The organism is Arthrobacter cheniae, from assembly GCF_003602275.1.
Lineage (GTDB): Bacteria > Actinomycetota > Actinomycetes > Actinomycetales > Micrococcaceae > Arthrobacter_D > Arthrobacter_D cheniae.
In genome coordinates this window covers 588,740-613,545 of sequence record NZ_QZVT01000001.1, presented here as the reverse complement: position 1 = coordinate 613,545, position 24,806 = coordinate 588,740, and the positions used below count along the sequence as shown (strand labels likewise).

The window sequence follows — 24,806 nt, the reverse complement described above, 5'->3', positions numbered from 1 at the left end:
CCGCAAATTTTCGGACGGAGTGCCCACGTTGCCGGTCTCCCGCGGCGCCGCGGGACTCGGCGGACATGAATGTGCAGCTTCAGTCGGCAGCGCGTCGGCGAGGCGTGCCTCCTACTGTTCCCGCTTCGGCGTCAGGTAGGTGGAACCGTCCGGATTCCGTACCACGGTCCACTGCTGCAGTTCTGCCTGCCGTTGCCGCTGTGCCTCGTCATCGAGGTAGACGATCGGTCCGTCCGTGGATCCGCGCTGAGCTGGTCCGAAAAACATGCGCAGCTTGCCGGTCGCGGCCATGAATCGTGTCGACAACGGGTCTTTGTTGCTCATCGGTGGATCCTTTTCTCGGGGTGCTGGGGCGGGGTTGTCTCGGGGTGATGGGGGCGGGGGAAGAGGGGTCACGGCTGGTGTTCAGGGCGGGTCGACGCCGGCAGCTCGGTCCCAGTGGCCCTGATGATGGCGTGCATCGCCTCGTTGAGCGTGTCCACCTGCTCGCGTGTCAGTCCGAGGCGCTTCAACATGGTGACGGGTACTTCGAGCGCCCTGGACCGCAGCTGCCGGCCGGCGGCCGTGAGGTCTACGGCGAGGGCGCGCTCGTTACCCGGAACGCGGGTGCGGGTCAGGAGCCCCATCGCCTCGAGGCGCTTGAGCATCGGTGACAGAGTGGCGGACTCCATGGCGAGGGCGGAGCCGATGCTGCGCACGGTCCGGGGACTGCGCTCCCAGAGGACGAGCATCACGAGGTATTGCGGGTGCGTGAGGTCGAGCTTCTCGAGAACAGGCCTGTACGCGCCGACCACGCTCCTCGAGGCAACGGACAGGGCGAAGCAGAGTTGCCGCTCGAGCAGCAGATCATCGTCGGTAGTGCTGTCCATGGATCCTCCTGAGGCCTGGCTTGCATGACTAGTGTAGCAACAATTCGTACCCTAACTATTGCGGTGTCGGGCCACTCCATCTTGTTCTCGTCCGCGCACGGTCGGTCCTTGCCGCACTCGGTACGGACCTGTGAACCTCGCGAGCATCAACCGCAGGGTGCTCGGGCCGTATCCCGACCTTCTGTTCAGCCACGTGCCTCGTGGTGGAAGTCCCACAGCTCGGTGACAGGTGCGCGACAGCACCCGCCTACCTTGCGGCCCGAGAGTTGAAGCAGTCCACCACAGGGACGACAACTACCAGGAACAATCACCAATGCCGCGTTGCGGCAAGCGAGGACCAGACACCATGTTCACTTCCAAGAAGATCGCACTCGGCGTCAGTGCAGCAGCCGTCGCGCTCGGACTCAGCTTCGGCGCTACCTCGATGGCCTCTGCGACGACGACCACCCCCGCACCCACGTCCTCCGCTACTGCTGAGGCCGACAGTGGGGACGTGACCGCAGATAGGGACACCCGCGAGGGCAGGGGCGGTCACGGGCACCGCGGAGGTATCGACGCCGCGGGCCTTGCAACCAACCTCGGCCTCGATGAGACGACGGTGAGCGACGCACTCGAGGCGGCCGAGGACGCCGCACGGGACAGCGTCGACACCGCCGAGGGACAGAACGCCGACCGCGCGGCGCTCGAGAGCGCCGTCGTCGCCTCGCTGGCCGACACCCTCGGTGTCGACGAAGCGACCGTCCAGACCGTTGTGGATGACCTCGAAGCCGAGGAACAGGCCGAGCGCACCGCAGCTGTGCAGGACGAGCTCGACGCAGCAGTGGCAGACGGAACCCTAACCCAGGCAGAAGCCGACGGTGCCGCCACAGCAGTCGAGCTCGGCATCCTCGGCGGCGGCCGCCACTAACCGCTGAACCATTCAGGAGGCCCTGGTCACCAGCAGGGCCTCCGCGGCTTCCGTCTCGTTGCGTGGGGCACCAGGGTCCTCGGAGCAGGCGCCGGCGGGTCGCTGGCGAACCGGTTGCCGTAGCCCCGCCACCGCCCTCAACGAGCCCTGCGACCAGACCGGGGGCAATCCCGAGGAGCCGGGAAAGTGTCGGTGGCAATCGATATTCTGGTTCCCAGACCGGCACTACGAAGGGTTCCATGCTCCAGGCCAGCAAATTGCTCCAGATAAGTCGTATCTACGTGGAACCGGCCGCGGCCGCGCTTCCCAGGGGTCAGGAGATCCTCGCCCGCTGGCCGGATGCCGACGTCGTCGAGGTCGCGAGCCACTGGCGTATTCCAGAGCTGAGCGGGGACGAGGCCAACGTGCGCCGCTGGGTGCGCATCAAGACCGAGGCACTCATCATCGGAGTCAAGAAGTCGTTGACCGCGAAGCCCAACGGCCGTTCCGCTGACTTCATCGCGCCCTCGACGGCCAATGGGTGCGCCATGGCTTGCGCCTACTGCTATGTCCCCCGCCACAAGGGCTATAGCAATCCCATCACCGTCTTCGCGAATATCGACCAGATCAGTGGTTACCTCGAGCGGCACGTGGCCCGGCAGGGCATGAAGCTGGAACCCAACCAGTGCGATGACTCGGCGTGGGTCTACGACATCGGGGAGAACAGCGATTGCTCGGTGGATGCGCTTGTCAGCGACAACGTGCAGGACCTGGTGCACCTCTATCGGGATCTGCCCACCGCAAAGCTGTCCTTCGCCACCAAGTACGTGAACAGGGACCTGCTCACCTGGGATCCGCAGGGACGCACGCGCATCCGCTTCTCGCTCATGCCGGAGAAACTCGCTCGCACCGTGGACGTTCGCACCACGCCCGTCGCCGAGCGGATCACCGCCATCAACGACTTCGTCGAGGCGGGCTACGAAGTCCACGTGAATTTCTCCCCTGTCATCGTGACGCCCGGGTGGCAGGGGGACTGGACGGAGCTCTTCGGGCAGCTCGATGCGGCCCTCTCGCCCGCGGCCAAGCAGCAACTCGCGGCCGAGGTCATCTTCCTCACGCACAACCAGCAGCTCCATGAGATCAATTTGGGCTGGCACCCGCAGGCGGAGGAGATCCTGTGGCGGCCGGACCTGCAGGAGACCAAACGGTCGCAGAACGGTTTCGCCAATGTGCGTTACATCGCCTACGAGAAGCGGGGCTACCTCGACGAGTTCCTCGGTCTGGCAGCTGCAGGCCTGCCCTACTGCCGGATCCGCTACGCCTTCTGATGCTGCGGTACGGCCGCGCTCCGTAACGCCGTGGCGGTTGTAGATTGACGCTGTGGTCTCTCAACTTGCACGCGCACTCACGGCGCTGCTCCTCCTGACGCTCTGCGCCTGCAACATCAATCCTGCTGCATCCTGCGATGCCATCGACGGGCGGCACCTCGCGCCGGAGGACGGCACCCTGATGGGCGTGAACATCGAGTGGGGCAAGGAGACGCTGGCCGAGTACGCCGACAAGCTGGGTGGGCGCCCGGCGCTGGCGGTGTCCTTCGCCGACTTCCCCTTCTCGGCGGAGGATCCCGGGCTCGTCACGGCGGCGGCCGAACAGGTGCGCCAGGAAGGCGGGACGCTCCTCCTGACGCTCGAACCGCACGAGGGGCTGGCGATGGTCACGGATGACCGGGTCGACGAGCTGGCAGCGATGCTCGCGCGCTTCAACACCAACGGCGTCCCGGTCATCGTGCGTTTCGCCCACGAGATGAACGGATCCTGGTATCCCTGGGGTCAGCAGCCGGGCGAGTACATCCAGGCATTCCGCCGCATGGCCGATGCTGTCCATCGGGCCGCTCCGGGCTCGGCGATGATGTGGGCGCCGAACTACGCGGGGGGATACCCCTTCTCGGGCGGCGTTCATGAAGCCCTGCCGGGGTCGGCCGGTTTCGCCGACCTCGACACCACCGGTGACGGCGTCCTCACAAGCTTCGACGATCCCTACGGTCCCTACTACCCGGGCGACGACGCCGTCGACTGGGTGGGGATGTCGCTGTACCACTGGGGCAGCACCTACCCCTGGGGGGAGAGCGAGATGCCAGAGGAGGGCAAGTTCGCCAACCAGCTCACGGGCACCTATGACGGAGAGAACGGTGACGACTCCATGCTGCCGGACTTCTATGCCGACTACGGCGTGGGTCACGGCAAGCCTCTGGCGATTCCCGAGACCGCGGCCCTCGTCACGGACGATATCGGTACCCTGCGGACGCTCAACATCAAGCGTGCGTGGTGGGAGCAGGTCTTCGACCCGGCCGTGCACGAGCGGTTCCCGCAGCTGAAGATGGTCAACTGGTTCGAGTGGAACAAGGTGGAACCCGAGGTGGGCGCCGCCGTGGACTGGACCGTGGCAGAGGATCCGGCCGTCCGCTCCGAATTCACGGCCGCGCTGCCCGACTGGTACCGCTTCGCCGAGGAACCCGACGACTGCGGGGAGCAGCTCTCATGACCGACGATCACCAGCACGACGACACCTGGCACCTCGCGCCCGAGCTGCCCAGGCCCGTCATCATGGACCAGTTCTGGGCGGATGCCGTGTTCCTGCACTGGCGCGTCGAGGCGGAAGCGGTGGCGCGCTTCATGCCGCCCGGCGTCGTGCCCGACGAGGTCGACGGCTCGTCGTGGGTGGGCCTGATCGGTTTCCGCATGCTCGGTGCCGGCCTCGGGCAGGGCCTGCCGGTTCCCTACTTCGGCTCCTTCACCGAGATCAACGTGCGGCTCTACTCGCGCGGTCCCGATGGTACGCGCGGCGTGGTCTTCGTGACGCTCGACGCCTCCCGTCTGGCCGTGGTGCTCGCCGCGCGCACGGGGGGAATCCCCTACGTGTGGTCGCGGTGCTCACCGGTGACACGCGGCGGCGGCGATCGGCGGGAGTACGGGTACGACGTCGTGCGATTCAGGCGACAGGCGACGTCCCGTTTCGTGGTCCGGCCGGATACGGCGCGGACGGCGGACGATACGGTGTCGCTGGAACTCACCGCGCGCTTCGGACTGCACAGCACGCTGGCGGGCCGCACCCTGTACATCCCCAACACCCACACGCCCTGGCCGCTCCACCCCGCTACCCTGACCGACTTCGACGACGGCCTGCTGGGTGCTGCCGGCATCCGCGTCGAGGGTCCGCCGTCGTCGGTCCTGTTCTCACCCGGGGTGCAGACCCAGTTCGGGAAGCCACGCGTGGTGCGGGAGAGTCCCGGGCAGAAGGACTAGTCGAGCGTGATGCCCGACGGGCGGATGCTCAGCGTCTCGATGGCGGACTCGCGCGTGGCGTCGACCGCGAGCCGCACCGCTTTCGCTACCTGATCCGGCTGGATCCAGGCGTCGGGCACGTAGTCCTTGCCTTCCCAGGCATGCAGTTCCACCTGCATGTCGGTGGCGACGCGGCCGGGATGAATGGAACTGACCCGCACGCCGTGCGGCCTCTCCTCCTCGCGAAGGGCATCCGTGAGGGCACGCAACGCGAACTTCGTACCGCTGTAGACGGAGGAGCCGGCGCCGGACCTGTAGCCCGATCCGCTGTTGATGGCGATGACCTGCCCGCGTGCAGCGCGCAGGGCCGGCAGGAGCGCGCGCGTCAGGGAGGCCACTGCGAAGACGTTGACCTCGAAGCTTTCGCGCCAGGCGGCATCGGACAGGTCCGCGACCGTGCCCATCCGCAGGATCCCCGCCGAGTGGACGAGCACGTCGAGCCGGGGTATCCCGGCGACCGCGGCCGCCACCTGGCCCGCGTCACGCAGCTCGGCAGCGAACGGCTCGGCAGAAGGGAACGACGACGACAGGTCCGCCAGGGCGGCCAGGTCCCGGCCCCCGAGCAGCAGGTGGTGTGTTGCACCGAGTTCGGCCGCGATGGCACGGCCGATGCCGCGGGAGGCACCGGTGATGAGGGCGACGGGATTGGGGGACATGGTGCCACCCTAGCAACGCCTTCCCGACCGCCGGTGTGGAAGACCGCCCCGAACCGTCCAGCAGTCGCGGACCGTTGACTTGTGTTGCCTGCATCACACACAATCGCATGACAACAGAAGTTGACTGGGGGGCAACTCGACGGCTGGAAGGAACCGCATGACAGGGACAGAGCTGACAGAGGAGGAGGTCCTCACGGCAGCAGCGGGTGTCGTCGCGGCCTTCGGCGCAACGCGGACCCGCGCCTACTTCGACTGCTTCACCGAGGACGCAACCTTCGTGTTCCACACCGAGGCGCGGCGGCTCGACAGCCGGGCGGACTACGAGCAGCTGTGGGCAGGGTGGCTCGACGACGGTTGGCAGGTGACCGCGTGCGTCAGCAGCAATCAACGGGTTCAGCTGATGGGGCCCGTGGTCGTCCTCACCCACGACGTCCAGACCACCACCTCCACCGGAGGGGTCCCCGAGACGACGCAGGAGCGGGAGACCATCGTCTTCCGTCGTCTCCCCACCGGCATCCTGGCGATCCATGAGCACCTCAGCCCCACCCCCGACGACTCCCCGGAAGAGAGTGCACCATGACCACGAGCCCCTCCGCCTATCGGCGCCTGGCACAGCACCTCGACCAGCACTCCGACGGCTATGGCCCGTTGCGGGGCACACTCGGACCGGCGCGCATGGGGATGATCTGGCTCGCGGCGAACCTGGTGGTCACCACGCTGCTGACGGGGACTCTCTTCGTCCCCGGCATCGACTGGGGTCTCGCGATCGCCATGATCGTCCTCGGGACGCTGCTCGGCGGCTCCGTGCTGGTGCTGGTCGGCAACATGGGCACGCGAACCGGACTGCCCACCATGTCGCTCACCAAGGGCTCGTTCGGGCTGCGCGGGTCCTTCCTCCCGGTGGCCGCGAACGTCGTGACGCTCATGGGCTGGAGCTGGGTGCAGGCGATGCTCGCCGGTGTCACCGTCAACTTCCTCGTGGAGCAGGCCACCGGCTTCTCGAGCCCCGTCCTGTTCTCCGTGCTGTGCCAGCTGCTCGTGGTGTGCCTTGCGATCTTCGGGCATTCGGGCATCGCGCGGGTCGAACCGTGGCTTGCCCTCGTGATCCTCGCCTTCATGGCCTACATCTTCGCAACGGCCTTCCTCGCGCACAGCCCCGCCGATTTCGCAGGAATCCCGCAGGATGCCGAGGCAGGCTGGACGCCCGTCGCCGCGCTCGACGTCGTCATCGCGACCGCGATCTCGTGGACCGTCCTGTCCGCCGAGTTCAACCGGCTCGCACGGACGCAGGCTGCAGGAATGGTCGGTAGCGGTGTGGGATACGCGCTGTCCACGGTGCTCGCGATGACCCTCGGTGCCACGGCCATCGGCTACGTGGTGCTCGAAGGCGGTGAGGCTCTGGCCTTCGACCCCACGGTGATCGTCGCGGCGTTCGGTGTGCCGCTCGCCGTCGTAATCTTCCTGTCCGTCATGGCCACCAACACCATGGTGGTCTACGGCATGGTCGCGTCCGTGGTGAACATGGCGCCCTCGCGCAGGGTCACCTTCCTGCCGACGGCGATCGTCCTCGGGGCGATCTCGATCCTCGGCTCCACGTGGCTCGCGCTCCTCAACCAGTTCACCGCGTTCCTCGTGGTCATCGGCTCGCTGTTCATCCCGGTCTTCGCCATCATGATCGTCGACTACTACCTGGTGAGGTCGCGCCACTACGGGCGGGACATCCTGCGGGGCAAGGGCGGCGAGTACTGGTACAGCGGGGGCGTCAACATCGCGGCAGTCCTGGTCTGGCTGATCGGTGCGGGCGGATCCCTGCTCCTGACCTACGTGGTCCCGAGCCCGATCGGAGCCACCATCCCCACCTTCATCCTGTCCGCGCTGCTCTATCTGGGCTGGGCGGCTGCTGCCGGGCGGATCGACCGCTCGAAGCGACCCCACGTCCACCTCCTCGACCTGCCGGATACACAGCGGGCTCATGCGGATCGTTGATCTGACCCAGCCGATCCGCACCGGGATGCAGGTCTACCCCGGTGATCCCGAGGTCCTGGTGACCACCGTTGCGACCGTCGCCGAGGACGGCTACCAGGTCGCGTCGCTCCACCTCGGATCCCACACGGGCACCCATGTCGACGCGCCCCTCCACTCCGTGGTGACGGGACAGTCCGTCGACGACCTCGACCTCGCACGGCTCGTGGGGCCGGCGCTCATCGTGGAGTGCTCGGGGCTGGAACCACGGGCGGTGATCGGGTGGGACGCGGTACGGGGGCGGATGGACGACGTCGCAGGCATCGCCATGGTGCTGTTCCGGACGGACTGGTCCGAGCACTTCGGGGCGCCGCGGTACCTCGACCACCCGGTGCTCGCCGCCGAGGTGGCCGAGGGGCTGCTGGCGGCCGGAATCACCGTCGTCGGAACGGACACCCTGAATCCTGATTCGACCCTGCACAACGACGGCGTCCTGCCGTTCCATGCTCTCTTCCAGGGCGCGGGCGGGTTGATCCTCGAGAACCTGACGAACCTCGCAGCCGTGGATTGGGCGCGACCGCTGGTCTCGGTGCTCCCACTCGCCCTGGCCGGCGCGGACGGCTCGCCCGTCCGCGCCGTCGCGATCGACGCCACCGGCTAGCCGGCCGGTGATCGACTCCGCCGGCCGGCGTCCTGCGGTTGTGGCGCGGCGAAGGATCAGTCGGCGGTCGAGAGGATCTCGATCTCATCGGCGGAGAGCTGGAGGTCCGAGGCCTGCGCCGAGTCCTGGATGCTCTCGGGACGCGAGGCACCCGGGATCGGGATGACGGTCGGGGCGAGTGCCAGTTCCCAGGCCAGACACACCTGCTGCGGGCTCACGCCGTGCTTGTCGGCGATCTGCTGGAAGGCGGTGAAGTGCTCTCCGAGCCCGCCTGCCTTCTGGATGCCGCCGAGGGGACTCCAGGGCAGGAATGCGATGCCGTTCTCACCGCAGTACCGCAGCTCGTCCTCGCTGGACCGGAAGGCGGGGGAGAACTGGTTCTGCACGGAGACCAGCCTGCCGTCCAGGACCTGGTTGGCCTTGCGGATCTGGTCCACGGTGGCGTTCGAGATACCCGCCATGCGGATCACGCCCTCGTCCAGCAGGTCCTTGAGGGCACCGATGGAGTCCTCGTAGGGAACCTCGGTGTCCGGGCGGTGGTACTGGTAGAGGTCGATCGCGTCGCCCCCGAGCCGCTTGAGCGATGCCTTCGCGGCTTCCTTCAGATAATCGGGGTGGCCGTTCTGTGTCCACGACCCATCACCGGGGCGCAGGTGGCCGCCCTTGGTGGCGACGAGGATGCCGGTCGCATCCGAGCCGTAGCTCGCGAGGGCCTTGGCGATGAGCGTCTCGTTGTGGCCCACCTCGTTCGCGTCGCGGTGGTACGCGTCCGCTGTGTCTATCAGGGTGACGCCTGCTTCGAGCGCTGCGTGGATGGTGCGGATGGATCGGTCCTCGTCAGGACGACCCTCGATGGACATGGGCATGCCACCGAGGCCGATGGCGCTGACGTGGGTTCCGCCGAGTGAGCGTTGCTGCATTGTCGTTCTCCTTTGGATAGACGTGCTGCCCACATGGTAAGCAGGCTTCAGGAGGCGGTGCCAACGGTGACAGGGCCCTCGTCGAGGGTGAAGATCCGTCGAACCACGCGGCCTTCGGCGAGCGCGTCGAGGCTCTCGTTGAGGTCGGCCAGGGGCCGGGTGTCGGTGTGGAGCAGTTCGACGGGTAGGAGTCCCTGCCGCCAGAGGTCGAGGTATGCAGGGATGTCGCGCTCCGGTACGGCATCACCCATGTAGGACCCGAGCAAGCGGCGCCCCATGCCGGCGAACTGCAGCGCCTGCGTCGAGATCTCCTGATCCGGGTGCGGGAGGCCGACGGATACCAGGGCCCCGCCGCGGGCCAGCAGTTGCAGGCCCGCCTCCATGACGCGCGCGCTGCCCACGGCTTCGATGACCACGTCCGCCCCTCCGTCCGTCGACTGCCGCACCAGGTCGGCGGCGTCGTCGGGAGAGCCGGCATGCTGCGCGCCGCACCGGAGGCCGAGTTCCTGCTTGGACGGCAGGGGATCGATCGCGATCACCGTTGTGCCGGTTACCTGGGCCGCGGCCATGACGGACATCAGCCCGACGGCGCCCAGCCCGAAGACGACGACGGACTGGCCCTCCGTGACGGCTGCCGTGTTCAGGACGGCGCCGATACCCGTGAGGGCCGCGCAGCCGAACATCGCTGCGATGTCGAAGGGGACGTCGTCGTCGATCACGACCACCGACTCCCGTGCCACGACGGCGTACTCGGCGAACGCGGAGACGCCGAGGTGGTGATTGATGCGCTCGCCGTCGACAGTCCTCAGCAGGGCCGGACCGTGCAGCAGGTCACCGCTCCCGTTGGCCTCCGCACCGCGGTAGCAGAGTGCCGGCCGGCCCGAGGAGCATGCGCGGCAGGAGCCGCAAGCCGGAACGAACACGAGGACCACGTGGTCACCCGTCCGGACGTCGCTGACGCCGTCGCCCACGCGCTCGACGACGCCGGTCGCCTCATGGCCGAGGGCCATGGGGAGCGGCCGGACCCTCGAGCCGTTGATGACCGACAGGTCCGAGTGGCAGAGGCTGGCCCGGGCTATGCGGACCAGCACCTCGCCCGCCCGGGGCTCCGGCACGGGAACCGTTTCCAGGGAGAGGGGGTTGCTCCCTGCGTAGGGAACAGGCAGGTCGGCGGCGCGAAGCACTGCAGCGCGCATCATCGGGCTCATGGCATCCCCTCGACGTTAAGGTACGGACTGCGCCAGTCTAGGGGTGGGCCGGTACCGTTGCGAGCACGACCGAAGGCCCGGCACAACTGCACCCCACCGGCAGCATCCTCGAGGAGACCCGCAGCATGGAAGTACCGCTCTACGTCTGGACCGGCACGGTGATCGGCATCGTGGGCCTGCTCGTGTTCGACTTCTTCTTCCATGTGCGCAAGGCCCATACGCCCAGCCTCCGCGAGTCCGCGATCTGGTCCTCGATCTACGTGGGCATCGCGCTTCTCTTCGGAGTGGGCGTGCTGATCTTCGGCGGCCCCACCATGGGTACCGAGTACTTCGCCGGCTACGTGACGGAGAAGGCGCTGTCCGTGGACAATCTCTTCGTCTTCCTGATCATCATGTCGAGTTTCAAGGTCCCCCGGGCGGACCAGCAGAAGGTGCTCCTGTTCGGCATCGTCTTCTCGCTGATCGCCCGCACCGGCTTCATCTTCCTGGGGGCCGCGCTGATCAACAGCTTCGCCTGGGTGTTCTACATCTTCGGCCTGATCCTGCTCATCACGGCAGGGAACCTGTTGAAGCCCAGCTCACACGACGACGACAACGAGAGCGTCATCATCCGGCTCGCGAAACGCTTCCTGCCGGCATCGGAGCACTACGACGGCGACAAGCTCTTCACCATGGAGGACGGCAAGCGCGTCCTCACGCCGATGCTGCTCGTCATGGTGGCCATCGGTGCCACCGATATCCTCTTCGCGCTCGACTCCATCCCGGCCATCTTCGGCCTGACCCAGAACACCTTCATCGTGTTCACCGCGACGGCTTTCTCGCTCATGGGACTGCGGCAGCTGTTCTTCCTCATCGACGGGCTGCTGGACCGCCTGATCTACCTCTCCTACGGCCTGGCGGTGATCCTCGGCTTCATCGGCGTGAAGCTCATCCTCCACGCTCTGCACGAGAACAACCTGCCGTTCATCAACAACGGCGAGCACGTGAGCGTCGTCGAGATCAGCACGGGCCTCTCGCTGAGCGTGATCCTCGGCGTGCTCGTCGTGACAGTCCTGGCGTCGGTCCTCAGCCCCAAGGGCAGGGCGAAGAACGCCATCTCGGGTGCCAAACGCCACGCCGCCGAATACCTCGACCTCAACTACGAGACCGATATCACCGAGCGCGAGAAGATCTACGCCAGGCTGTGCGCCGAGGAACAGGACCTCAGGAAGCTCCCCGAGAAGTTCAAGCGGCTCATCCGCAACGAGACCGAGTTCATGGAGATGATCCGGAAGGCGCACGCGGAGCACGACGCCGCGCTGGAGCGTGAGCCGGGCAGGTAGGGCTACTCCCGCTCGCCGGAAACGATCCGGCCGATGATCCCGCTGTCCAGGACCTCGCGCAGCAGCTCCAATGGTGCGCCGGGCGGGAGCGGAATGCCGGGCCGGCCGGACAGGCAGCTGACATCCAGCCCGGTGAGGAGCATCGAGCCGAAGGTGTCCGGCGAGTGGGGGCCCACGAGGTCGTCCACCTCGACCAGGATGGGCCCGTCGTCGAGCCAGTCCAGGTCGCCGGTCATCTCCCCGGTCATGACGTCGATCGCGCCGTCCAGCACGGCGTCGTAGGAAGGCTGTTCGGAGTTCGACGTCCATGAGTAGGGGGCGCGGCAGAACCCGGCCTCGTCGGCCGGGCAGGCACCGTCGATCAGTCCGTTGACGGCCCGGGAGACGAGGTCGGCGTCCTCGCGGCCCACGCCGTAGAGACCGTGGAGGTAGGCGTCGACCTCGAAGTAGCCGGTGCAGCCGCCCATGCTGCAGTAGCGCGTCCAGGTCTCATAGGCGGAGAAACCGGCGAACGTCATCGCGGTCAGGGTGTCGTCATTCTGCATCGTGCTGAACTCCTCGTCGCGGCTCCCGGCTGAACCTGTATCGATCCTCTCCCGCGGACCTCAACCGAACCGGCGGTTCGCCCTCAGTTTTGACGCAGGGTCGTGCCGCTGTCTCAAGGCAGTGCGAGGAAAGAAGGGGGATTCGGGACGTCTCTCTGCCTGGGCAGCTTCGGGCGGGCATCCGCAGGTCAGTGTGTGAGCTTCAGCCCGATCACGCCCCCGACGATCATCAGGACGAACACGATCTTGAGCAGGGAGGCCGGCTCGGTGCCCGTGACCATCGCGTAGATGACGGTGAGGGATGCTCCGATGCCTACCCAGACGGCGTAGGCCGTGCCGACGGGCAGGGTGCGCATCGCATAGGCCAAGCCCGCCATGCTGGCGATGATGGCGACGGCGAACACGAGCGTCGGTCCCGGCTTGCTGAAGCCCTCGGACCTGCCGAGGGCGGTCGCCCAGATCGCTTCGAGGACGCCGGAGACTACGAGGACGAGCCAGGCCATGATGCACTCCCACGGGCCGTCTTGTCGCACACCGGGTACGGCACCCATCGTCCGGGAAGCGGGTCGCCCCCGCCTCGGCTTCCATGGTGCCACGCGCAGGTGATACCCGCCCGCCAGTCCTAGCCGACGGTGACCCGGCCGCCGTCGACCTGCCAGCGCTCGTCCAGGCGGACGTTCTCGAGCAGCCTGCGGTCGTGCGTGACGAGGAGCAGGGCGCCCGTGTAGGACTCGAGCGCATCCTCGAGCTGCTCGATCGCGGGGAGGTCCAGGTGGTTGGTCGGCTCGTCGAGGACGAGGAGGTTCACGCCGCGGGCCTGGAGCAGGGCCAGCCCGGCGCGGGTGCGCTCCCCGGGCGAGAGGGAACCGACGACGGCGCGCACCTGGTCCGCTTTCAGCCCGAACTTCGCGAGGAGGGTCCGCACCTCGCCCTGCGTCAGTTCGGGGACCAGCGCTTCGAAGGCCGTGCCGAGCGGCAGGGTCTCATCGAGTTGACCGCGCGCCTGGTCGATCTCGCCGACCGCGACGCTGGAACCGAGGGCGGCAGCGCCGTCGTCGGGCTGCTGGTGACCGAGCAGCAACCGCAGCAGGGTCGATTTCCCGGCGCCGTTGGGTCCGGTGATCCCGATGCGCTCACCTGCGTTGACCTGCAGCGAGACCGGCCCGAGCGTGAACGTGCCCTGCGTCGCGGACGCGTTGTTGAGGGTGGCGACGACGGAGCTGGAGCGCGTCGCCGAGCCGATGGTGAACTGGAGCTGCCACTCCTTGCGCGGCTCCTCCACCTCGTCCATCCGGGCGATGCGCGATTCCATCTGGCGCACCTTCTGCGCCTGCTTCTCGGAGGACTCGGCACTGGCCTTCCGGCGGATCTTGTCGTTGTCGGGGCTCTTCTTCATCGCGTTGCGCACACCCTGCGAGCTCCACTCGCGCTGCGTGCGGGCACGTCCCACCAGGTCCTGCTTCTTCTCCGCATACTCCTCGTACGCCTCGCGGGCGTGGCGCCGTGCCACTGCGCGCTCCTCGAGGAAGGCGTCATAGCCGCCGTCGTACACGGCCACCCTGTTCTGGGCGAGATCCAGTTCGACGACGGTGGTGACGCACCGCGCCAGGAACTCGCGGTCGTGGGAGACGAGGACCACGCCTCCGCGCAGGTTCTGGATGAACGCCTCGAGGCGCTCGAGACCCTCGAGGTCGAGGTCGTTGGTGGGCTCGTCGAGGAGGACGATGTCGAAGCGGCTGAGCAACAGGGCCGCGAGGGCCACACGGGCGAGCTGTCCGCCGGACAGGGCGGTGGTCGGGGTTGCGGGGTCCAGGGCGCCGGCGACGTCGGCCAGAACGGCCGGCATCCTGTCGTCGAGGTCCACGGCGCCGGAGGACATCCAGTGGTCCAGCGCTACCGCGTAAACGTCGTCGGCGCCTTTCTCACCGCTGCCGAGGGCAGCCGCGGCGTCCTCCATGGCGGAGGTCGCCGCCGTCGTGCCGGTCCGGCGGCCGATGTAGGCGGCGACGGTCTCGCCCTCGAGCCGCTCGTGTTCCTGCGGGAGCCAGCCCACGAAGGCGTCGGGCGGTGTGGTGCGGACGGTCCCTGCCAGCGGTGTGTCCGCTCCGGCGAGCAGGCGCAGGAGCGTGGTCTTTCCGGCACCGTTAGCCCCGACCACCCCGACGACGTCGCCTGGTGCGACGGTGAGGTCCAGCTTCGAGAAGAGGGTTCTGTGGGCGTGGCCCCCGGACAGGTCCTTCGCCACGAGGGTTACAGTCATCCCCCCAGTCTAGGAGGGGTGGGATGCCGGCCCGGGGCTCAGGCGCTGATCCGCCAGATGCTGTACTCGTCGAGGTGGAGGAGGGCCCGGTGGCCGGCGAGGTCGTCACGGATCCAGACGACGCCGAGGCCGGGAGCGGCATCCTCGACGCAGCCGCGGTAGTGCACCTCGTTCTTGCGTCGCGCCTCGACGACGGTCCCGGCGCTCAGGGCACCGAGATCGAGGATGCGGGCGGTGGTGGGAGTGGCGATGGCGGTCATGGTGCTCCTTGGCGGTTCAGGGTGCGGCCCGTTGAGACTGGCGAGCCGCTCCCTCCATGATTCGGGAGCGGTGTTGCAGGGATATTTCCGGAAGATTATCTTTCAGGAGCCCGGCCGCACTGTTACCCAGCGTTTACATAGGGGACAGCACGGCACCCTGATCGTTGCCTAAGCTACTCGAATGAGCCGACCCACCGAGCCCGACCACGCATACCTGCAGTCGATCGACGAGCGCACGCGGAGGCTGCTCGCAGAAGCGGTGCCGGATCCTTCGCCCTTCGGCGGGGCCTCCCCGGACCTGTCCGACGACGTCGAGCAGGGTGTGGAGGCTGTCGCGGAGCGCCTTCGCCATGTGGTCCAGTCCCTGCACGCACACCCGGAAACGGCGTACAGGGAGCACCGGAGCGTGATGCTGCTGCATCAGGAACTCACACGCCAGGGCCTCGATGCGACGCTCGGCGTCCACGGCGTCGAGACGTCGGTGCGGGCGGAGATCGGCAGCGCGGACCGGGGTCCCACCATCGCGATCCTCGCGGAGTACGATGCCCTCCCGGAGATCGGTCATGCGTGCGGGCACAACGTCATCGCGGCGGCCGGGCTGGGTGCCTTCCTGGCCCTGGCTTCCGTAGCCGATCGGCTACCAGGGCGCGTCGTGTTCCTCGGGACCCCCGCCGAGGAGGGCCACTCCGGCAAGGAGGTCATGGCGCGAAACGGTGCCTTCGACGGTATCGACGCCGCCATCATGGTGCACCCCTACGGTTACGACCTCGCGGATCAGGTCTGGCTCGGCCGGCGGCTGCTCACCATCACGTTCACCGGTGTGGAGGCGCACGCGTCCGCGCAACCCTTCATGGGCCGGAACGCGCTCGACGCCGCGAACCTCGCCTACCAGGGCATCGGCCTGCTGCGACAGCAACTGCCGCCGTCGGACCGGGTGCACACGAATATCTCCGAGGGCGGCGAGAGCCCCAACATCATCCCCGGCCGCGCTGTCCTCAAGCTCTACGCGCGCTCGCAGCAGCCCGCGACCCTGCGGGACCTCAGCGCCCGCCTCGAGGAGGTGGCACGCGGAGCCGCCCTCATGACGGGCACCGGCGTGGAACTGCTGTGGGACGAGCATCCGCCGTCGCTCCCGATCCGCACCAACAGTGCACTCACCGGCCGATGGGTCGCCGCCCAGCAGCGGCGTGGGCGCTCACCGCTCCCGCTCGGCGTCGTCTCGGAGACCCTCGCCGCGTCGACGGATTTCGGTAACGTCAGTTACCGGATCCCCGGCATGCACCCGCTGATCCGCGTGGCCGAACCGTCCACGGCCCTGCACACGCGCGGGTTCGCCGAAGCGGCCCGGAGTGGGGCCGCCGAGCAGGGAGCGCTGGACGGCGCCGTCGGGCTGGCGCTCACCGCGCTCGACTACCTGTCCGACGAATCCCTCCGCACCGCCGTCCACGAGGAATTCGAGGCGCAGGGCGGGGCGATCGACGTGCCGTCCTACTTCGCCTGACACTGCACGATCAGCCACTCCACGATCAGCACCCCACGCAGAATCCGCAGCATCGACCGCCCAGGAGAACGCATGTCATCCACAGCAGCAACACGCCCGGGACTGGCGGACCGGTTCCTCACCGGAGTGGAGCGGGTCGGCAACAAGCTGCCCGATCCCTTCATGCTCTTCCTGATCCTCTTCGGCATCACCGCCGTGGTCACCACGGGCATGGCGCTCGCCGACGTGACCGTCCAGGTGCCCGGTGCGGAGGAATCGACGGTCATCAAGGGCCTCTTCACGGGAGAGGGCCTGACCTGGCTCACCGAGAACCTGGGGGCCAACTACCTCGGGTTCCCGCCGCTGGCCACGGTGCTCCCCATCCTGCTCGCCGTCGGCGTGGCCGAGAAGTCCGGGCTGCTCGGGGCGCTGATCCGTCGTGTCTTCGGTTCGGCTCCGCGCTGGGCCCTGCCCTACGCCGTGGGCTTCGTCGGCGTCGTCGGATCCGTCATGTCAGACTCCGCGTTCGTCATCATCCCGCCGCTCGCGGCACTCGTCTTCAAGGCTGCCGGCCGCCACCCGGTCGCGGGCCTCCTCGGCGGCTTCGCGGCCGCCGGAGCCGGGTACTCCACCAACCTGCTGGTCACCAGCCTCGACGCCCTGTTCGCCGGCATCACGACGGCGGTCACGGAGAATCTCCCCAACCCGGGGTCGCCGGTGACGCCGCTGTCCAACTACTACTTCAACATCGCGTCCTCGGTGGTCCTGATCCTCATTGCCGGGTTCATCATCGACAAGGTCCTCGAGCCCCGCCTCTCCCGGCAGAACGTGCCGGTCGACGAACTGGCCGAGGACGGCGAGCACGCGTCCGCGCCCGCGGTCCTCAAGGCCGAACTGGAGCCCCAGGAGGCCCGTGCCCTGAGGTGGTCCATGATCGTCGGCGCCGCCGTCGCGCTGGCGGTCCTGGTCGCGGTGATCATTCCGGACTCGCCCTGGCGCAACGAGGCCGGCGGGTTCCTGCCGCGCTCGCCGCTCCTCAGCTCGATCGTCTTCATCGTGTTCCTTCTCTTCACCATCCCCGGCCTCGTCTACGGGCGGATCGTCGGTACCATCACCACGGGCCGGGATGTACCGCGCGTCATGGGAGAGGCCATCAGGGACATGGCGGGTTTCCTGGTGCTGGCGTTCATCCTCGGCCAGTTCATCGCCCTGTTCAACTGGTCCGGCATCGGGTCCTGGATCGCCGTCGCGGGCGCATCGGGACTCGAGGCCATCGGGTTGACGGGATACCCGGCGGTGATCGCCTTCATCCTGCTCACCTCGGTGCTGAACCTCTTCATCATCTCGGGCTCATCGATGTGGACGCTCATGGCATCGGTGTTCGTCCCGCTGTTCGCGCTGCTCGGCTACGAACCGGCCTTCATCCAGGGCGCGTTCCGCGTCGGTGATTCTGCCACGCAGGTCATCACCCCGCTGAATCCCTACATGATCGTGCTCCTCACCATGCTGCGGAAGTACGAGCCGGAAGCCGGCCTCGGGACGCTCATGGCACGCATGCTGCCCTTCGTGGTGCCGTTCTGGCTCGCGTGGGTAGCCATCCTGACGGTGTTCTTCTACCTCGATCTGCCACTGGGCCCGGGCAACGGCATCTTCATCCAGCAATAGGGGGACTTCGATGCGATCCTTGAACGAAGAAGGGAACCGCGACGACGATGGACGGGGGAGACGTGGACCGTGACGGGCACGGCGACCAGAATGCGGGGCGGCCTGCACCGACGGGGTCCGTCGGACTCCGGTGGCACCTGAGGGTGGCCCTGGCCCTCGGTGTCGTCGTCCTCGCCGCCTCGATAGCGTTCGTCCTCGTCTATGCCACTGATCTGTCCTGGCCGTTGGCCCTCCTCATCAGCGCCGCACTCGCCGGCGCCCAGGTGTATGCGATTCGGCGCAGCCTGTTCAGGGGCGGCGGGCACGACGCCGACGCCGGCTCCTGACCACCTGCGGGGCGGTCGGCGTGGAATAGGTGCCCGGCGGCTCCGGTTATGCGGATCGAAGCACTACCTGCACTCTGCCGATCGGAAGGACCCCCGTGACCACGGTCTACGCCCTGCATGAGAACCCTGAATGGTTCCCGCCCTTCGCCCGCGCCTTCGAGGCCGAAGGCGTCGAAGTGGTCGAATGGCTGCTCACGGATGGTGTCCTGGACCTCGATTCCGCCCCGCCGGAGGGCATCTTCTGGTCCCGGATCAGCGCCTCGGCCCACACCCGGGACCATGGCCTGTCCAAGGACTACGCCCGCTCCGTCCTGTCCTGGCTCGAGGCCCATGGGCGCCGGACGGTCAACGGCCGGCGCGTGCTCGAGCTCGAGATGAGCAAGGTGGACCAGTTGACCGCGCTGAAGGCCGCCGGTATCGACACTCCCCGGACGGTCGCCGCCGTGGGCAGGGACCGGATCCTCGAAGCCGCGCAGGGCTTCGACGTCCCCTTCATCATCAAGCACAACCAGGGCGGCAAGGGCCTCGGCGTCCGGAAGTTCGACTCGCACGAGGAGCTGGCCGCGTACGTGGCCTCGAGCGAGTTCGAGGAGCCGCAGGACGGCATCACCCTGGTGCAGGAGTTCATCCAGGCTGCCGAGCCCTTCATCACCAGGGCGGAGATCGTGGGCGGCAGGTTCGTCTACGCGATCAAGGCGGACACGGCCCGCGGCGGTTTCCAGCTGTGCCCGGCGGATGCGTGCGCCATCGACCCCGAGACGGGCAGGCCCATCATGCCGCCCGGCGCCACCATCGCCCCCGAGCCCGGACAGCAGCTCTTCAGCCTCCGCGAGGGTTTCGACCACCCGGTCATCGCCTCGTTCGAGGAGTTCGCGCGGCGCAACCAGCTCGAGGTCTGCGGCATCGAGTTCATCGAGACCGCCGACGGCCGCGTGCTGACCTACGACGTCAACACCAACACGAACTACAACGCGGCAGTGGAAGCAGTGGCCCCGACCTCTGCTCCGCGTGAGCTGGTCAGGTACCTCGCGACCCTGGGCTGACAGGTGCGCTGCTCCGGCGCGGATTCCGGGCGGGCCGGGACCGACGACGGGTCGGGCCGTCCGCCTGCGTTCATCGGGAGGCCAACCGGCGTCGGCCTCCTGCTCATGTCCGCTTCCTAGCGTGGTGCCGTCCCTGCACCTCGAAGGAAGCTGAACGCCCATGCCCGTCGCACGCCCCCTCGCCGCCATCCTCGCCGCCATCGCGCTCGCCCTGCCCGCCACTCTCGTCGCCGCCCTGCCGGCGTCGGCCGCCCCGGCCCATGACAACACCCTGCTCGGGACCCCGCAGGCGGCGGCCCATGCGCACAACGACTACGAGCAGAACCGCCCGCTGTACGACGCGCTCGCGCACGGTTTCACGAGCGTCGAGGCCGACGTCTGGCTCGTCGACGGCGAGCTCCTGGTGGCCCATGATCTCGAGGATGTGAGGCCCGGCGTGACACTCGAAAGCCTGTACCTCGATCCGCTCGACGACCTCGTCAGCGGCAGGGCGGGCAGCGTCTATCCGGGCTGGGAAAGCGGGTTCCAGCTCCTCGTGGACATCAAGGGCGACGCCGAACAGACGTGGGCCGCCATCGAGGCCGAGCTCGGCGAGCACCGAAGCATGCTCAGCCGCTTCTCCAACGGCAGGGTCCTGCAGGGTGCCGTGAGCGTGGTTGTCAGCGGAAACCGCCCCCTGGCCACGATGGAGGCTGATCGGCAGCGCCTGAGCTTCTATGACGGCCGCGCGACGGATCTCGGTTCGGCCCTGCCGTCCAGCCTCATGCCCCTGGTCAGCAACAACTGGACGCAGCTCTTCACCTGGCTGGGTGTCGGGGAGATGCCTCCGGCTGAACGGACGAAGCTGCGGGACTATGTCGCCACTGCCCACCAGCAGGGAGCACGCGTGAGGTTCTGGGCCACCCCCGACCTCCCCGGCGCCGCCCGCGAGGCAGTCTGGGCGGAACTCGCCGACGCGGGTGTCGACCACATCAACACGGACGACCTTCCGGCGCTCGAGGCATTCCTCACCGCCCGCGGCTGAGCCGGGGCGAGGCGAAACGCCGATCGGGCGCCAGGGATCTCCTTGCGCCAGCCCGATCCCGGCTCATCACGAACGACGGCGGCTCGTACCGAACGACGGCGGCTCGTACCGAACGACGACGGCTCGTACCGAACGACGACGGCGCCTCCGCCGAGTGCGGAGGCGCCGTCGTCGAGCCTGGCGAAGGACCTACGGCGTGACGGGGATGGTGCCCGCGTAGTCCGTGCTGTAGCCGGTGACCGGTGCGTGGGGGATGTCCTCCCACACCTCGGGATCCGTCTGCTGCACCTCGCCACTGGCGAGGCCGCCGAGCAGCGTCCGCATGGCCAGGATGTTCTGCTGGATGCTCTTCCCCCGTGCCTTCTGGCCGAGTGACCCGTCGCTGGTGTTGCCGGAGGTCTCGAAGAACACCACGGGATTCGAGTGGCCCTCGGGGTTGAGGTTCTGGTGGTTCAGCCCCAGCATCATGGCGGAAACGACCCCGCCCTTGATGTCGATCTCCAGGCTGTTGCCCACCTGGTACCGATCCATCGTGATGAAGCCGGTGCCCTTCAGCTCCTCGTACACGTACCCGTGCATCTGGCGGGTGAGGACGTCGTATGCGCCACCCTTGAGGGTGGGCAGTGTCGGTCCACCCGGAGCGAGGGAGATGCCGAGGGACAGGGTGACGTCGTCGCCCGTGCCGTACTGCTGCTTGAGGCCCTGGTGGTGGATGTCGATGCCGTACTCAGGATCCACCATGGTCCAGTACTCGTAGAAGGCGAGCGACTCCCGCGCCTGGAACTTGTCCGCCACCCAGTCGCGGTTGAGGTCCACGATGAGGTCCTGTCCGTTGGCGCCCTTGCGGGGCGCGTTCGCGGCGGTATCCCAGAGGACGGTCTGGCGGATGTTGAGTTCGCTGCCGTCCGGGTTGTACATCGGGATGAAGTGGATGGTGAAGGCGTCCCGGATCTCCTCGTACTCGGGGGAGCCGTTGGTTCCGAGGTCCTTGAGCAGGCTGAGGATGGCTTCGGCGCCGTAGGGCTCGTTTCCGTGGATGCGGCCCTGCACCCAGACGTCCTTCGGTCCGTCACCGACGGTTGCCACGTACAGGTCCCGGCCCTGCTCGCTGGTGTCGACCCCGGTGCCCGCCTCGGCGAGCGTGAAGACGTCCACCCCGTAGCGGGAGGTCTCCTCGATCCTTTCCAGTTCCTTGACGGTGTCGGCGTAGGTGAGGATGCTGGCGGTGCTGGTATTGCCCTCGGGTGAGGGGAAGTTGCCCTTGGCCTGTGCCGGCCCCGAGGTGAGAAGCGGCAGGCTGATGAGTGCAGCAAGGCCGAGTGCAAGTGTCCGGTTCCGGGCAGCTCTGGGCCGTTCCAGTGCTGTGGTGTTGCTCCTGATCACGAAAGTCCTCCATTGGCGCGTGAGTAGTGGCCGGCCGGCCGGGCACAGCCACCGCGTCCCCGCTGCGGTTGGCCTTACCCAATGGCTGGTGCGGTTCACGGTACCGTGCGGGAGGGACGATGGACAGGGTGCCGGATATGCTCGAGTGAGTCCGGGTAGCGCCCGTCCCGGCCGGGCCGCCTCTGGGGAGGCGGGGTCGAACCCACGAGAGGATGCAGCGGATGTCGCGATTCACCGAGGACGGCGAGGTCAAGGCCGAGACGCTTCCCAGCACGCTCCAGCGCTCCGACGCGAAGGCGCAGGACACCTTCGCCGCGACCCTCGACGCCGCGGAGGAACAGTACGGCGACGGCGAGCGCGCACGTCGGACCGCATTCGCCTCGCTCAAGCACGGTTTCGAGAAGGTGGGGGACCACTGGGAGCCGAAGGAGTCGAAGGGGCCGTCCGACGATCAGGCGGCAGGCGGAGGCGCCGACGGGCGCCCTACGGCAGGCGGGGTGGACGCGAACGCCAGCAAGAAGCACCTCTACGACCTTGCAAAGAAGCTCGATGTGCCGGGCCGCTCGGCCATGACGAAGGGTGAACTCGTCGACGCCCTGCAGAAGGCGAACGACCGGGAGACGCGCAAGGCCCGCGAGTCGTAGCTATTACGTAACGAAAACTTTTCGTAATTAGCTCGCCTTAGGCTACCCTTACTTCTATCCCGTCCCCATGGCCTCGTGCGAGGCCGTCGAAGCCAAGGAGCCTCATGGCCCCCCCACGCCTGCGCGGCCTGATTGCCGCTGCCGCCGTCGCCGTCCTCTCCCTTTCCGCCTGCTCCACCGGCCCTGCCGACAGCGGCACGGCGGCCGGCGGGGGAAGCAGCGCCTCCGCTGATGCGGACGCCTTCCCCGTCACCATCGAGCACGCTTTCGGCGAGACCACCCTCGCCGAGAAGCCCGAGCGGGTGGCCACCGTCTCGTGGGTGAACGCGGATGTGTCCCTTGCCCTCGGCGTCGTGCCCGTCGGGATGCCTGCCGACACCTATGGTGGCAACGAGAACCAGTCGACTCCGTGGAAGGACGCGAAGCTCGAGGAGCTCGGCGCCGCCATCGGGACCGGGACTGCGCCGGCGCAGTACTCGGAGACGGACGGCATCGCCTTCGACGACATCGCAGCCACGAACCCGGACGTGATCCTTGCCGCCTACTCCGGTCTGTCGCAGGAGGACTACGACACCCTCAGCAAGATCGCGCCGGTCGTCGCCTACCCTGAAGTGGCCTACGGCACGGCCTGGCAGGATTCGACGCGCATCATCGGTGAGGCGCTCGGCCTGTCCGAGGATGCCGAGCAGCTCGTGTCGGAGACGGAGGGGGCGATCGCAGACGCCGCCGCCGAGTATCCGCAACTCGAGGGCAAGACCTTCATCTACGGCAACCTCGAACCGGCCAGTGCGGACGGCGTGAGCGTGTACACCGCGAACGACAACCGCCCCCGCTTCCTGACCGAGCTCGGCATGGTCCAGGCCGATGTCGTCACCGACAACACCACGGGCTCCGAGGAGTTCTTCATCCCGTGGTCGGCCGAGCGTGCCAATGAACTGGATTCGGACATCTTCGTGACCTGGGTGCCGGACGAGGCCACCAAGGAGGCCATCTCCGCCGATCCGCTGCTCGCGCAGATCCCCGCCGTCTCGAAGGGCGCACTCGTCGCGGACAGTGACAACACGCTGACGCTCTCCATCTCCGCGGCCAATCCGCTGAGCCTGGTGTGGGCGCTGGACCGCTTCCTGCCGATGCTCGGTGAAGCCGCGGACAAGGCCTGACGCCGGATCCTGATTGCCCCCAGGCAGTATCTGGGCTGGAATGGGGAGCGAACCAATCCTCCTCCACCGAAGGGAAGCCGATGTCTCAGGCAGAAATCAACAAGCTCCAGGCGGCTGTCGCCTGGGACAGCAAGGGCAAGAAGCTCGGAGACGTGAACGACGTGCACCTCGAGAAGGAATCGGGTATCCCCGCCTGGGTCACGGTGTCACTGGGTCTGCTGAACTCGCGCAAGCACTACGTGCCCCTGGCGAACTCCCGGTTCGAGGGCGATGACCTGCACCTCGCCTGGACGAAGAACATGATCACGGACGCGCCCGACGCCGTCAGCAGCGTCGAACTCTCGCCCGAGGAGGAGTCGGCGCTGATCGACTACTACCGCCTGCGCGACGAAGCGGCGTCCTAGCGCGGATTTCCGCCGCACGGACGAAAGCCCCCATCCGCCGGCCGGCGGGTGGGGGCTTTCGCTTACCAAGAGATCAGAACATGTTGAAGAGGCCGACGATGTTTCCGACGATGAATACCAGCACGAGCAGCACGATCAGCCCGATCATGCCGAGCCACACTCCCTGAAGGCCGCGTGACGGGGTTTCATCGTCGGCATGTCCCTGCTGCCAGGTGGTGCTGGCCTCGCCCGGAGGTGTTTCGCCCGGTGGCACGCCGCCTCCTGGCTCGAGGCCGGTGATGTTGTTTTCGATCGGATCGGGGTTTCCCGCATTCGAGGGATCCGGGCGCTTCTCACTCATACTGTCCTCCACGTGGTTCGCCGTGTAATTTCCTGCAACACTACGCCGGAAATCATCAGTCTGCTTACTGATCCAGGGGCATGCGAGGCCGGCTGCTTTTCGCTACTGACCCAACCCTGCGGTGCTGCCGCCGGTCGGATCGAACCGTTCGCCCGATGCGCCGTGCTCCGGGCCGTCCTCGGAGGTGGGAGTCGCCGGGGGAAGGGCGGCCCGCTCTCGGGGCGTCCACGACATCGTGATGCTGACGCCGTCGTGGGTGTCCTCGACGAAGAGGTGGAGGTCCTCGCCGATCAATGCTTCGTCGTGTACCGGGTCGCCTGCCTCCCGCGCCATGTCCGTCAGGCGGCAGATCGCCACGGACATCGCCCGGCCCCAGTCGTGGGGATGCTTGCTCGTCGACTCCTCGGTAGCAGTGAATTTCCTGTCGGTCGTCGCCATTGTCCTACC

The 24,806-nt window shown here is 67.7% G+C and carries 28 protein-coding genes and 1 riboswitch; of the genes, 16 read left to right on the top strand and 12 right to left on the bottom strand.

The window, feature by feature from the left end; all coding sequences use genetic code 11:
* Positions 1 to 111 precede the first annotated feature (111 nt).
* Positions 112 to 324 carry a hypothetical protein gene (locus D6T63_RS02920; RefSeq protein ID WP_120147486.1) on the bottom strand — a complete coding sequence of 71 codons (213 nt, stop codon included), beginning with the start codon at positions 322 to 324 and terminating at the stop codon, positions 112 to 114.
* Between the two features lie 68 nt (positions 325 to 392).
* Positions 393 to 869, bottom strand: coding sequence for a MarR family winged helix-turn-helix transcriptional regulator (locus tag D6T63_RS02915; protein ID WP_120147485.1), 477 nt, complete (start codon positions 867 to 869; stop codon positions 393 to 395).
* Between the two features lie 346 nt (positions 870 to 1,215).
* On the opposite strand from D6T63_RS02915, the gene D6T63_RS02910 reads away from it, so the two are divergent.
* The 4 genes from D6T63_RS02910 to D6T63_RS02895 all read left to right on the top strand — a co-directional run bounded on the left by D6T63_RS02910 (position 1,216) and on the right by D6T63_RS02895 (position 5,057).
* On the top strand, positions 1,216 to 1,776 hold the full coding sequence (locus D6T63_RS02910) for a hypothetical protein (protein WP_120147484.1): 561 nt from the start codon (positions 1,216 to 1,218) through the stop codon (positions 1,774 to 1,776).
* A 239-nt stretch (positions 1,777 to 2,015) separates the two neighbouring features.
* Positions 2,016 to 3,083: a spore photoproduct lyase family protein gene (locus D6T63_RS02905; protein ID WP_120147483.1), complete on the top strand. Its 1,068-nt coding sequence runs from the start codon at positions 2,016 to 2,018 to the stop codon at positions 3,081 to 3,083.
* Between the two features lie 52 nt (positions 3,084 to 3,135).
* Entirely contained in the window at positions 3,136 to 4,296 is a 1,161-nt protein-coding gene (locus D6T63_RS02900) for a glycoside hydrolase family 26 protein (protein WP_235830509.1), read from the top strand.
* Positions 4,293 to 5,057, top strand: a complete 765-nt coding sequence (locus tag D6T63_RS02895) for a YqjF family protein (RefSeq protein ID WP_235830508.1) — start codon at positions 4,293 to 4,295, stop codon at positions 5,055 to 5,057. The genes D6T63_RS02900 and D6T63_RS02895 overlap by 4 nt, the downstream gene beginning before the upstream one ends.
* Here D6T63_RS02895 and D6T63_RS02890 read toward each other — a convergent pair.
* Entirely contained in the window at positions 5,054 to 5,752 is a 699-nt protein-coding gene (locus D6T63_RS02890) for an SDR family oxidoreductase (RefSeq protein ID WP_120147482.1), read from the bottom strand. The two genes, D6T63_RS02895 and D6T63_RS02890, sit on opposite strands and share 4 nt — an antisense overlap.
* A gap of 157 nt (positions 5,753 to 5,909) precedes the next feature.
* Here D6T63_RS02890 and D6T63_RS02885 point away from each other — a divergent pair, with 157 nt between their 5' ends.
* The 3 genes from D6T63_RS02885 to D6T63_RS02875 are packed head-to-tail and all read left to right on the top strand — an operon-like array spanning position 5,910 to position 8,375.
* Positions 5,910 to 6,332, top strand: coding sequence for a YybH family protein (locus D6T63_RS02885; RefSeq protein ID WP_120147481.1), 423 nt, complete (start codon positions 5,910 to 5,912; stop codon positions 6,330 to 6,332).
* Positions 6,329 to 7,738 (top strand): purine-cytosine permease family protein, encoded by a 1,410-nt coding sequence (locus D6T63_RS02880; RefSeq protein ID WP_120147480.1) that lies wholly within the window; start codon positions 6,329 to 6,331, stop codon positions 7,736 to 7,738. Before D6T63_RS02885 ends, D6T63_RS02880 begins: the two co-directional genes overlap by 4 nt.
* A complete protein-coding gene (locus D6T63_RS02875) occupies positions 7,725 to 8,375 on the top strand; it encodes a cyclase family protein (RefSeq protein ID WP_120147479.1) in 651 nt (216 codons plus the stop codon). The genes D6T63_RS02880 and D6T63_RS02875 overlap by 14 nt, the downstream gene beginning before the upstream one ends.
* Before the next feature lie 56 nt (positions 8,376 to 8,431).
* Here D6T63_RS02875 and D6T63_RS02870 read toward each other — a convergent pair whose 3' ends face one another.
* Together D6T63_RS02870 and D6T63_RS02865 are read right to left on the bottom strand one after the other, a co-directional pair.
* Positions 8,432 to 9,295: an aldo/keto reductase gene (locus D6T63_RS02870; protein ID WP_120147478.1), complete on the bottom strand. Its 864-nt coding sequence runs from the start codon at positions 9,293 to 9,295 to the stop codon at positions 8,432 to 8,434.
* 47 nt (positions 9,296 to 9,342) lie between these two features.
* Positions 9,343 to 10,491 (bottom strand): alcohol dehydrogenase catalytic domain-containing protein, encoded by a 1,149-nt coding sequence (locus D6T63_RS02865; RefSeq protein WP_120147600.1) that lies wholly within the window; start codon positions 10,489 to 10,491, stop codon positions 9,343 to 9,345.
* A gap of 137 nt (positions 10,492 to 10,628) precedes the next feature.
* Between D6T63_RS02865 and D6T63_RS02860 the strand changes: the two genes are divergently transcribed.
* Positions 10,629 to 11,825, top strand: a complete 1,197-nt coding sequence (locus D6T63_RS02860) for a TerC family protein (RefSeq protein ID WP_120147477.1) — start codon at positions 10,629 to 10,631, stop codon at positions 11,823 to 11,825.
* Between the two features lie 2 nt (positions 11,826 to 11,827).
* Here D6T63_RS02860 and D6T63_RS02855 read toward each other — a convergent pair whose 3' ends face one another.
* From D6T63_RS02855 to D6T63_RS02840, 4 genes are all read right to left on the bottom strand, one after another.
* On the bottom strand, positions 11,828 to 12,370 hold the full coding sequence (locus D6T63_RS02855) for a hypothetical protein (RefSeq protein ID WP_120147476.1): 543 nt from the start codon (positions 12,368 to 12,370) through the stop codon (positions 11,828 to 11,830).
* 188 nt (positions 12,371 to 12,558) lie between these two features.
* Positions 12,559 to 12,873 (bottom strand): DMT family transporter, encoded by a 315-nt coding sequence (locus D6T63_RS02850; protein WP_120147599.1) that lies wholly within the window; start codon positions 12,871 to 12,873, stop codon positions 12,559 to 12,561.
* A 10-nt stretch (positions 12,874 to 12,883) separates the two neighbouring features.
* Positions 12,884 to 12,951, bottom strand: a riboswitch (guanidine-III (ykkC-III) riboswitch).
* A 41-nt stretch (positions 12,952 to 12,992) separates the two neighbouring features.
* On the bottom strand, positions 12,993 to 14,630 hold the full coding sequence (locus tag D6T63_RS02845) for an ABC-F family ATP-binding cassette domain-containing protein (protein ID WP_120147475.1): 1,638 nt from the start codon (positions 14,628 to 14,630) through the stop codon (positions 12,993 to 12,995).
* 38 nt (positions 14,631 to 14,668) lie between these two features.
* On the bottom strand, positions 14,669 to 14,890 hold the full coding sequence (locus tag D6T63_RS02840; RefSeq protein ID WP_120147474.1) for a hypothetical protein: 222 nt from the start codon (positions 14,888 to 14,890) through the stop codon (positions 14,669 to 14,671).
* 181 nt (positions 14,891 to 15,071) lie between these two features.
* On the opposite strand from D6T63_RS02840, the gene D6T63_RS02830 reads away from it, so the two are divergent.
* From D6T63_RS02830 to D6T63_RS02810, 5 genes are all read left to right on the top strand, one after another.
* Positions 15,072 to 16,391, top strand: a complete 1,320-nt coding sequence (locus tag D6T63_RS02830) for a M20 family metallopeptidase (RefSeq protein WP_120147472.1) — start codon at positions 15,072 to 15,074, stop codon at positions 16,389 to 16,391.
* 72 nt (positions 16,392 to 16,463) lie between these two features.
* Positions 16,464 to 18,035: an AbgT family transporter gene (locus D6T63_RS02825; protein ID WP_120147471.1), complete on the top strand. Its 1,572-nt coding sequence runs from the start codon at positions 16,464 to 16,466 to the stop codon at positions 18,033 to 18,035.
* A 47-nt stretch (positions 18,036 to 18,082) separates the two neighbouring features.
* Positions 18,083 to 18,361, top strand: a complete 279-nt coding sequence (locus D6T63_RS02820; protein ID WP_120147470.1) for a hypothetical protein — start codon at positions 18,083 to 18,085, stop codon at positions 18,359 to 18,361.
* Between the two features lie 95 nt (positions 18,362 to 18,456).
* A complete protein-coding gene (locus tag D6T63_RS02815) occupies positions 18,457 to 19,404 on the top strand; it encodes an ATP-grasp domain-containing protein (RefSeq protein ID WP_120147469.1) in 948 nt (315 codons plus the stop codon).
* A 160-nt stretch (positions 19,405 to 19,564) separates the two neighbouring features.
* Positions 19,565 to 20,428, top strand: coding sequence for a phosphatidylinositol-specific phospholipase C/glycerophosphodiester phosphodiesterase family protein (locus D6T63_RS02810; RefSeq protein ID WP_120147468.1), 864 nt, complete (start codon positions 19,565 to 19,567; stop codon positions 20,426 to 20,428).
* A gap of 189 nt (positions 20,429 to 20,617) precedes the next feature.
* Here D6T63_RS02810 and D6T63_RS02805 read toward each other — a convergent pair whose 3' ends face one another.
* Entirely contained in the window at positions 20,618 to 21,811 is a 1,194-nt protein-coding gene (locus D6T63_RS02805) for a M14 family zinc carboxypeptidase (RefSeq protein WP_235830507.1), read from the bottom strand.
* Between the two features lie 221 nt (positions 21,812 to 22,032).
* Here D6T63_RS02805 and D6T63_RS02800 point away from each other — a divergent pair, with 221 nt between their 5' ends.
* The 3 genes from D6T63_RS02800 to D6T63_RS02790 all read left to right on the top strand — a co-directional run bounded on the left by D6T63_RS02800 (position 22,033) and on the right by D6T63_RS02790 (position 24,019).
* The gene (locus D6T63_RS02800) at positions 22,033 to 22,455 is read left to right on the top strand and encodes a ChaB family protein (protein WP_120147467.1); all 423 of its coding nucleotides are present in this window, start codon (positions 22,033 to 22,035) and stop codon (positions 22,453 to 22,455) included.
* Positions 22,456 to 22,559: 104 nt separating this feature from the next.
* On the top strand, positions 22,560 to 23,615 hold the full coding sequence (locus D6T63_RS02795) for an iron-siderophore ABC transporter substrate-binding protein (RefSeq protein ID WP_120147466.1): 1,056 nt from the start codon (positions 22,560 to 22,562) through the stop codon (positions 23,613 to 23,615).
* Between the two features lie 80 nt (positions 23,616 to 23,695).
* Positions 23,696 to 24,019, top strand: a complete 324-nt coding sequence (locus D6T63_RS02790; protein WP_120147465.1) for a PRC-barrel domain-containing protein — start codon at positions 23,696 to 23,698, stop codon at positions 24,017 to 24,019.
* Between the two features lie 73 nt (positions 24,020 to 24,092).
* Here D6T63_RS02790 and D6T63_RS02785 read toward each other — a convergent pair whose 3' ends face one another.
* Complete coding sequence (locus tag D6T63_RS02785) at positions 24,093 to 24,359, bottom strand: DUF6480 family protein (protein WP_120147464.1); 267 nt, start codon at positions 24,357 to 24,359, stop codon at positions 24,093 to 24,095.
* 102 nt (positions 24,360 to 24,461) lie between these two features.
* On the bottom strand, positions 24,462 to 24,797 hold the full coding sequence (locus tag D6T63_RS02780) for a hypothetical protein (protein WP_120147463.1): 336 nt from the start codon (positions 24,795 to 24,797) through the stop codon (positions 24,462 to 24,464).
* Positions 24,798 to 24,806: the final 9 nt, after the last annotated feature.

Coding starts and splice junctions, on each gene's coding strand:
- D6T63_RS02920 (WP_120147486.1), bottom strand. CDS start 324: ATGAGCAACAAAGACCCGTTGTCGACACGATTCATGGCCGCGACCGGC.
- D6T63_RS02885 (WP_120147481.1), top strand. CDS start 5,910: ATGACAGGGACAGAGCTGACAGAGGAGGAGGTCCTCACGGCAGCAGCG.
- D6T63_RS02890 (WP_120147482.1), bottom strand. CDS start 5,752: ATGTCCCCCAATCCCGTCGCCCTCATCACCGGTGCCTCCCGCGGCATC.
- D6T63_RS02850 (WP_120147599.1), bottom strand. CDS start 12,873: ATGGCCTGGCTCGTCCTCGTAGTCTCCGGCGTCCTCGAAGCGATCTGG.
- D6T63_RS02915 (WP_120147485.1), bottom strand. CDS start 869: ATGGACAGCACTACCGACGATGATCTGCTGCTCGAGCGGCAACTCTGC.
- D6T63_RS02840 (WP_120147474.1), bottom strand. CDS start 14,890: ATGACCGCCATCGCCACTCCCACCACCGCCCGCATCCTCGATCTCGGT.
- D6T63_RS02810 (WP_120147468.1), top strand. CDS start 19,565: ATGCCCGTCGCACGCCCCCTCGCCGCCATCCTCGCCGCCATCGCGCTC.
- D6T63_RS02910 (WP_120147484.1), top strand. CDS start 1,216: ATGTTCACTTCCAAGAAGATCGCACTCGGCGTCAGTGCAGCAGCCGTC.
- D6T63_RS02895 (WP_235830508.1), top strand. CDS start 4,293: ATGACCGACGATCACCAGCACGACGACACCTGGCACCTCGCGCCCGAG.
- D6T63_RS02875 (WP_120147479.1), top strand. CDS start 7,725: ATGCGGATCGTTGATCTGACCCAGCCGATCCGCACCGGGATGCAGGTC.
- D6T63_RS02780 (WP_120147463.1), bottom strand. CDS start 24,797: ATGGCGACGACCGACAGGAAATTCACTGCTACCGAGGAGTCGACGAGC.
- D6T63_RS02830 (WP_120147472.1), top strand. CDS start 15,072: ATGAGCCGACCCACCGAGCCCGACCACGCATACCTGCAGTCGATCGAC.
- D6T63_RS02855 (WP_120147476.1), bottom strand. CDS start 12,370: ATGCAGAATGACGACACCCTGACCGCGATGACGTTCGCCGGTTTCTCC.
- D6T63_RS02870 (WP_120147478.1), bottom strand. CDS start 9,295: ATGCAGCAACGCTCACTCGGCGGAACCCACGTCAGCGCCATCGGCCTC.
- D6T63_RS02820 (WP_120147470.1), top strand. CDS start 18,083: ATGGACGGGGGAGACGTGGACCGTGACGGGCACGGCGACCAGAATGCG.
- D6T63_RS02905 (WP_120147483.1), top strand. CDS start 2,016: ATGCTCCAGGCCAGCAAATTGCTCCAGATAAGTCGTATCTACGTGGAA.
- D6T63_RS02790 (WP_120147465.1), top strand. CDS start 23,696: ATGTCTCAGGCAGAAATCAACAAGCTCCAGGCGGCTGTCGCCTGGGAC.
- D6T63_RS02860 (WP_120147477.1), top strand. CDS start 10,629: ATGGAAGTACCGCTCTACGTCTGGACCGGCACGGTGATCGGCATCGTG.
- D6T63_RS02800 (WP_120147467.1), top strand. CDS start 22,033: ATGTCGCGATTCACCGAGGACGGCGAGGTCAAGGCCGAGACGCTTCCC.
- D6T63_RS02880 (WP_120147480.1), top strand. CDS start 6,329: ATGACCACGAGCCCCTCCGCCTATCGGCGCCTGGCACAGCACCTCGAC.
- D6T63_RS02825 (WP_120147471.1), top strand. CDS start 16,464: ATGTCATCCACAGCAGCAACACGCCCGGGACTGGCGGACCGGTTCCTC.
- D6T63_RS02785 (WP_120147464.1), bottom strand. CDS start 24,359: ATGAGTGAGAAGCGCCCGGATCCCTCGAATGCGGGAAACCCCGATCCG.
- D6T63_RS02865 (WP_120147600.1), bottom strand. CDS start 10,491: ATGCGCGCTGCAGTGCTTCGCGCCGCCGACCTGCCTGTTCCCTACGCA.
- D6T63_RS02845 (WP_120147475.1), bottom strand. CDS start 14,630: ATGACTGTAACCCTCGTGGCGAAGGACCTGTCCGGGGGCCACGCCCAC.
- D6T63_RS02795 (WP_120147466.1), top strand. CDS start 22,560: ATGGCCCCCCCACGCCTGCGCGGCCTGATTGCCGCTGCCGCCGTCGCC.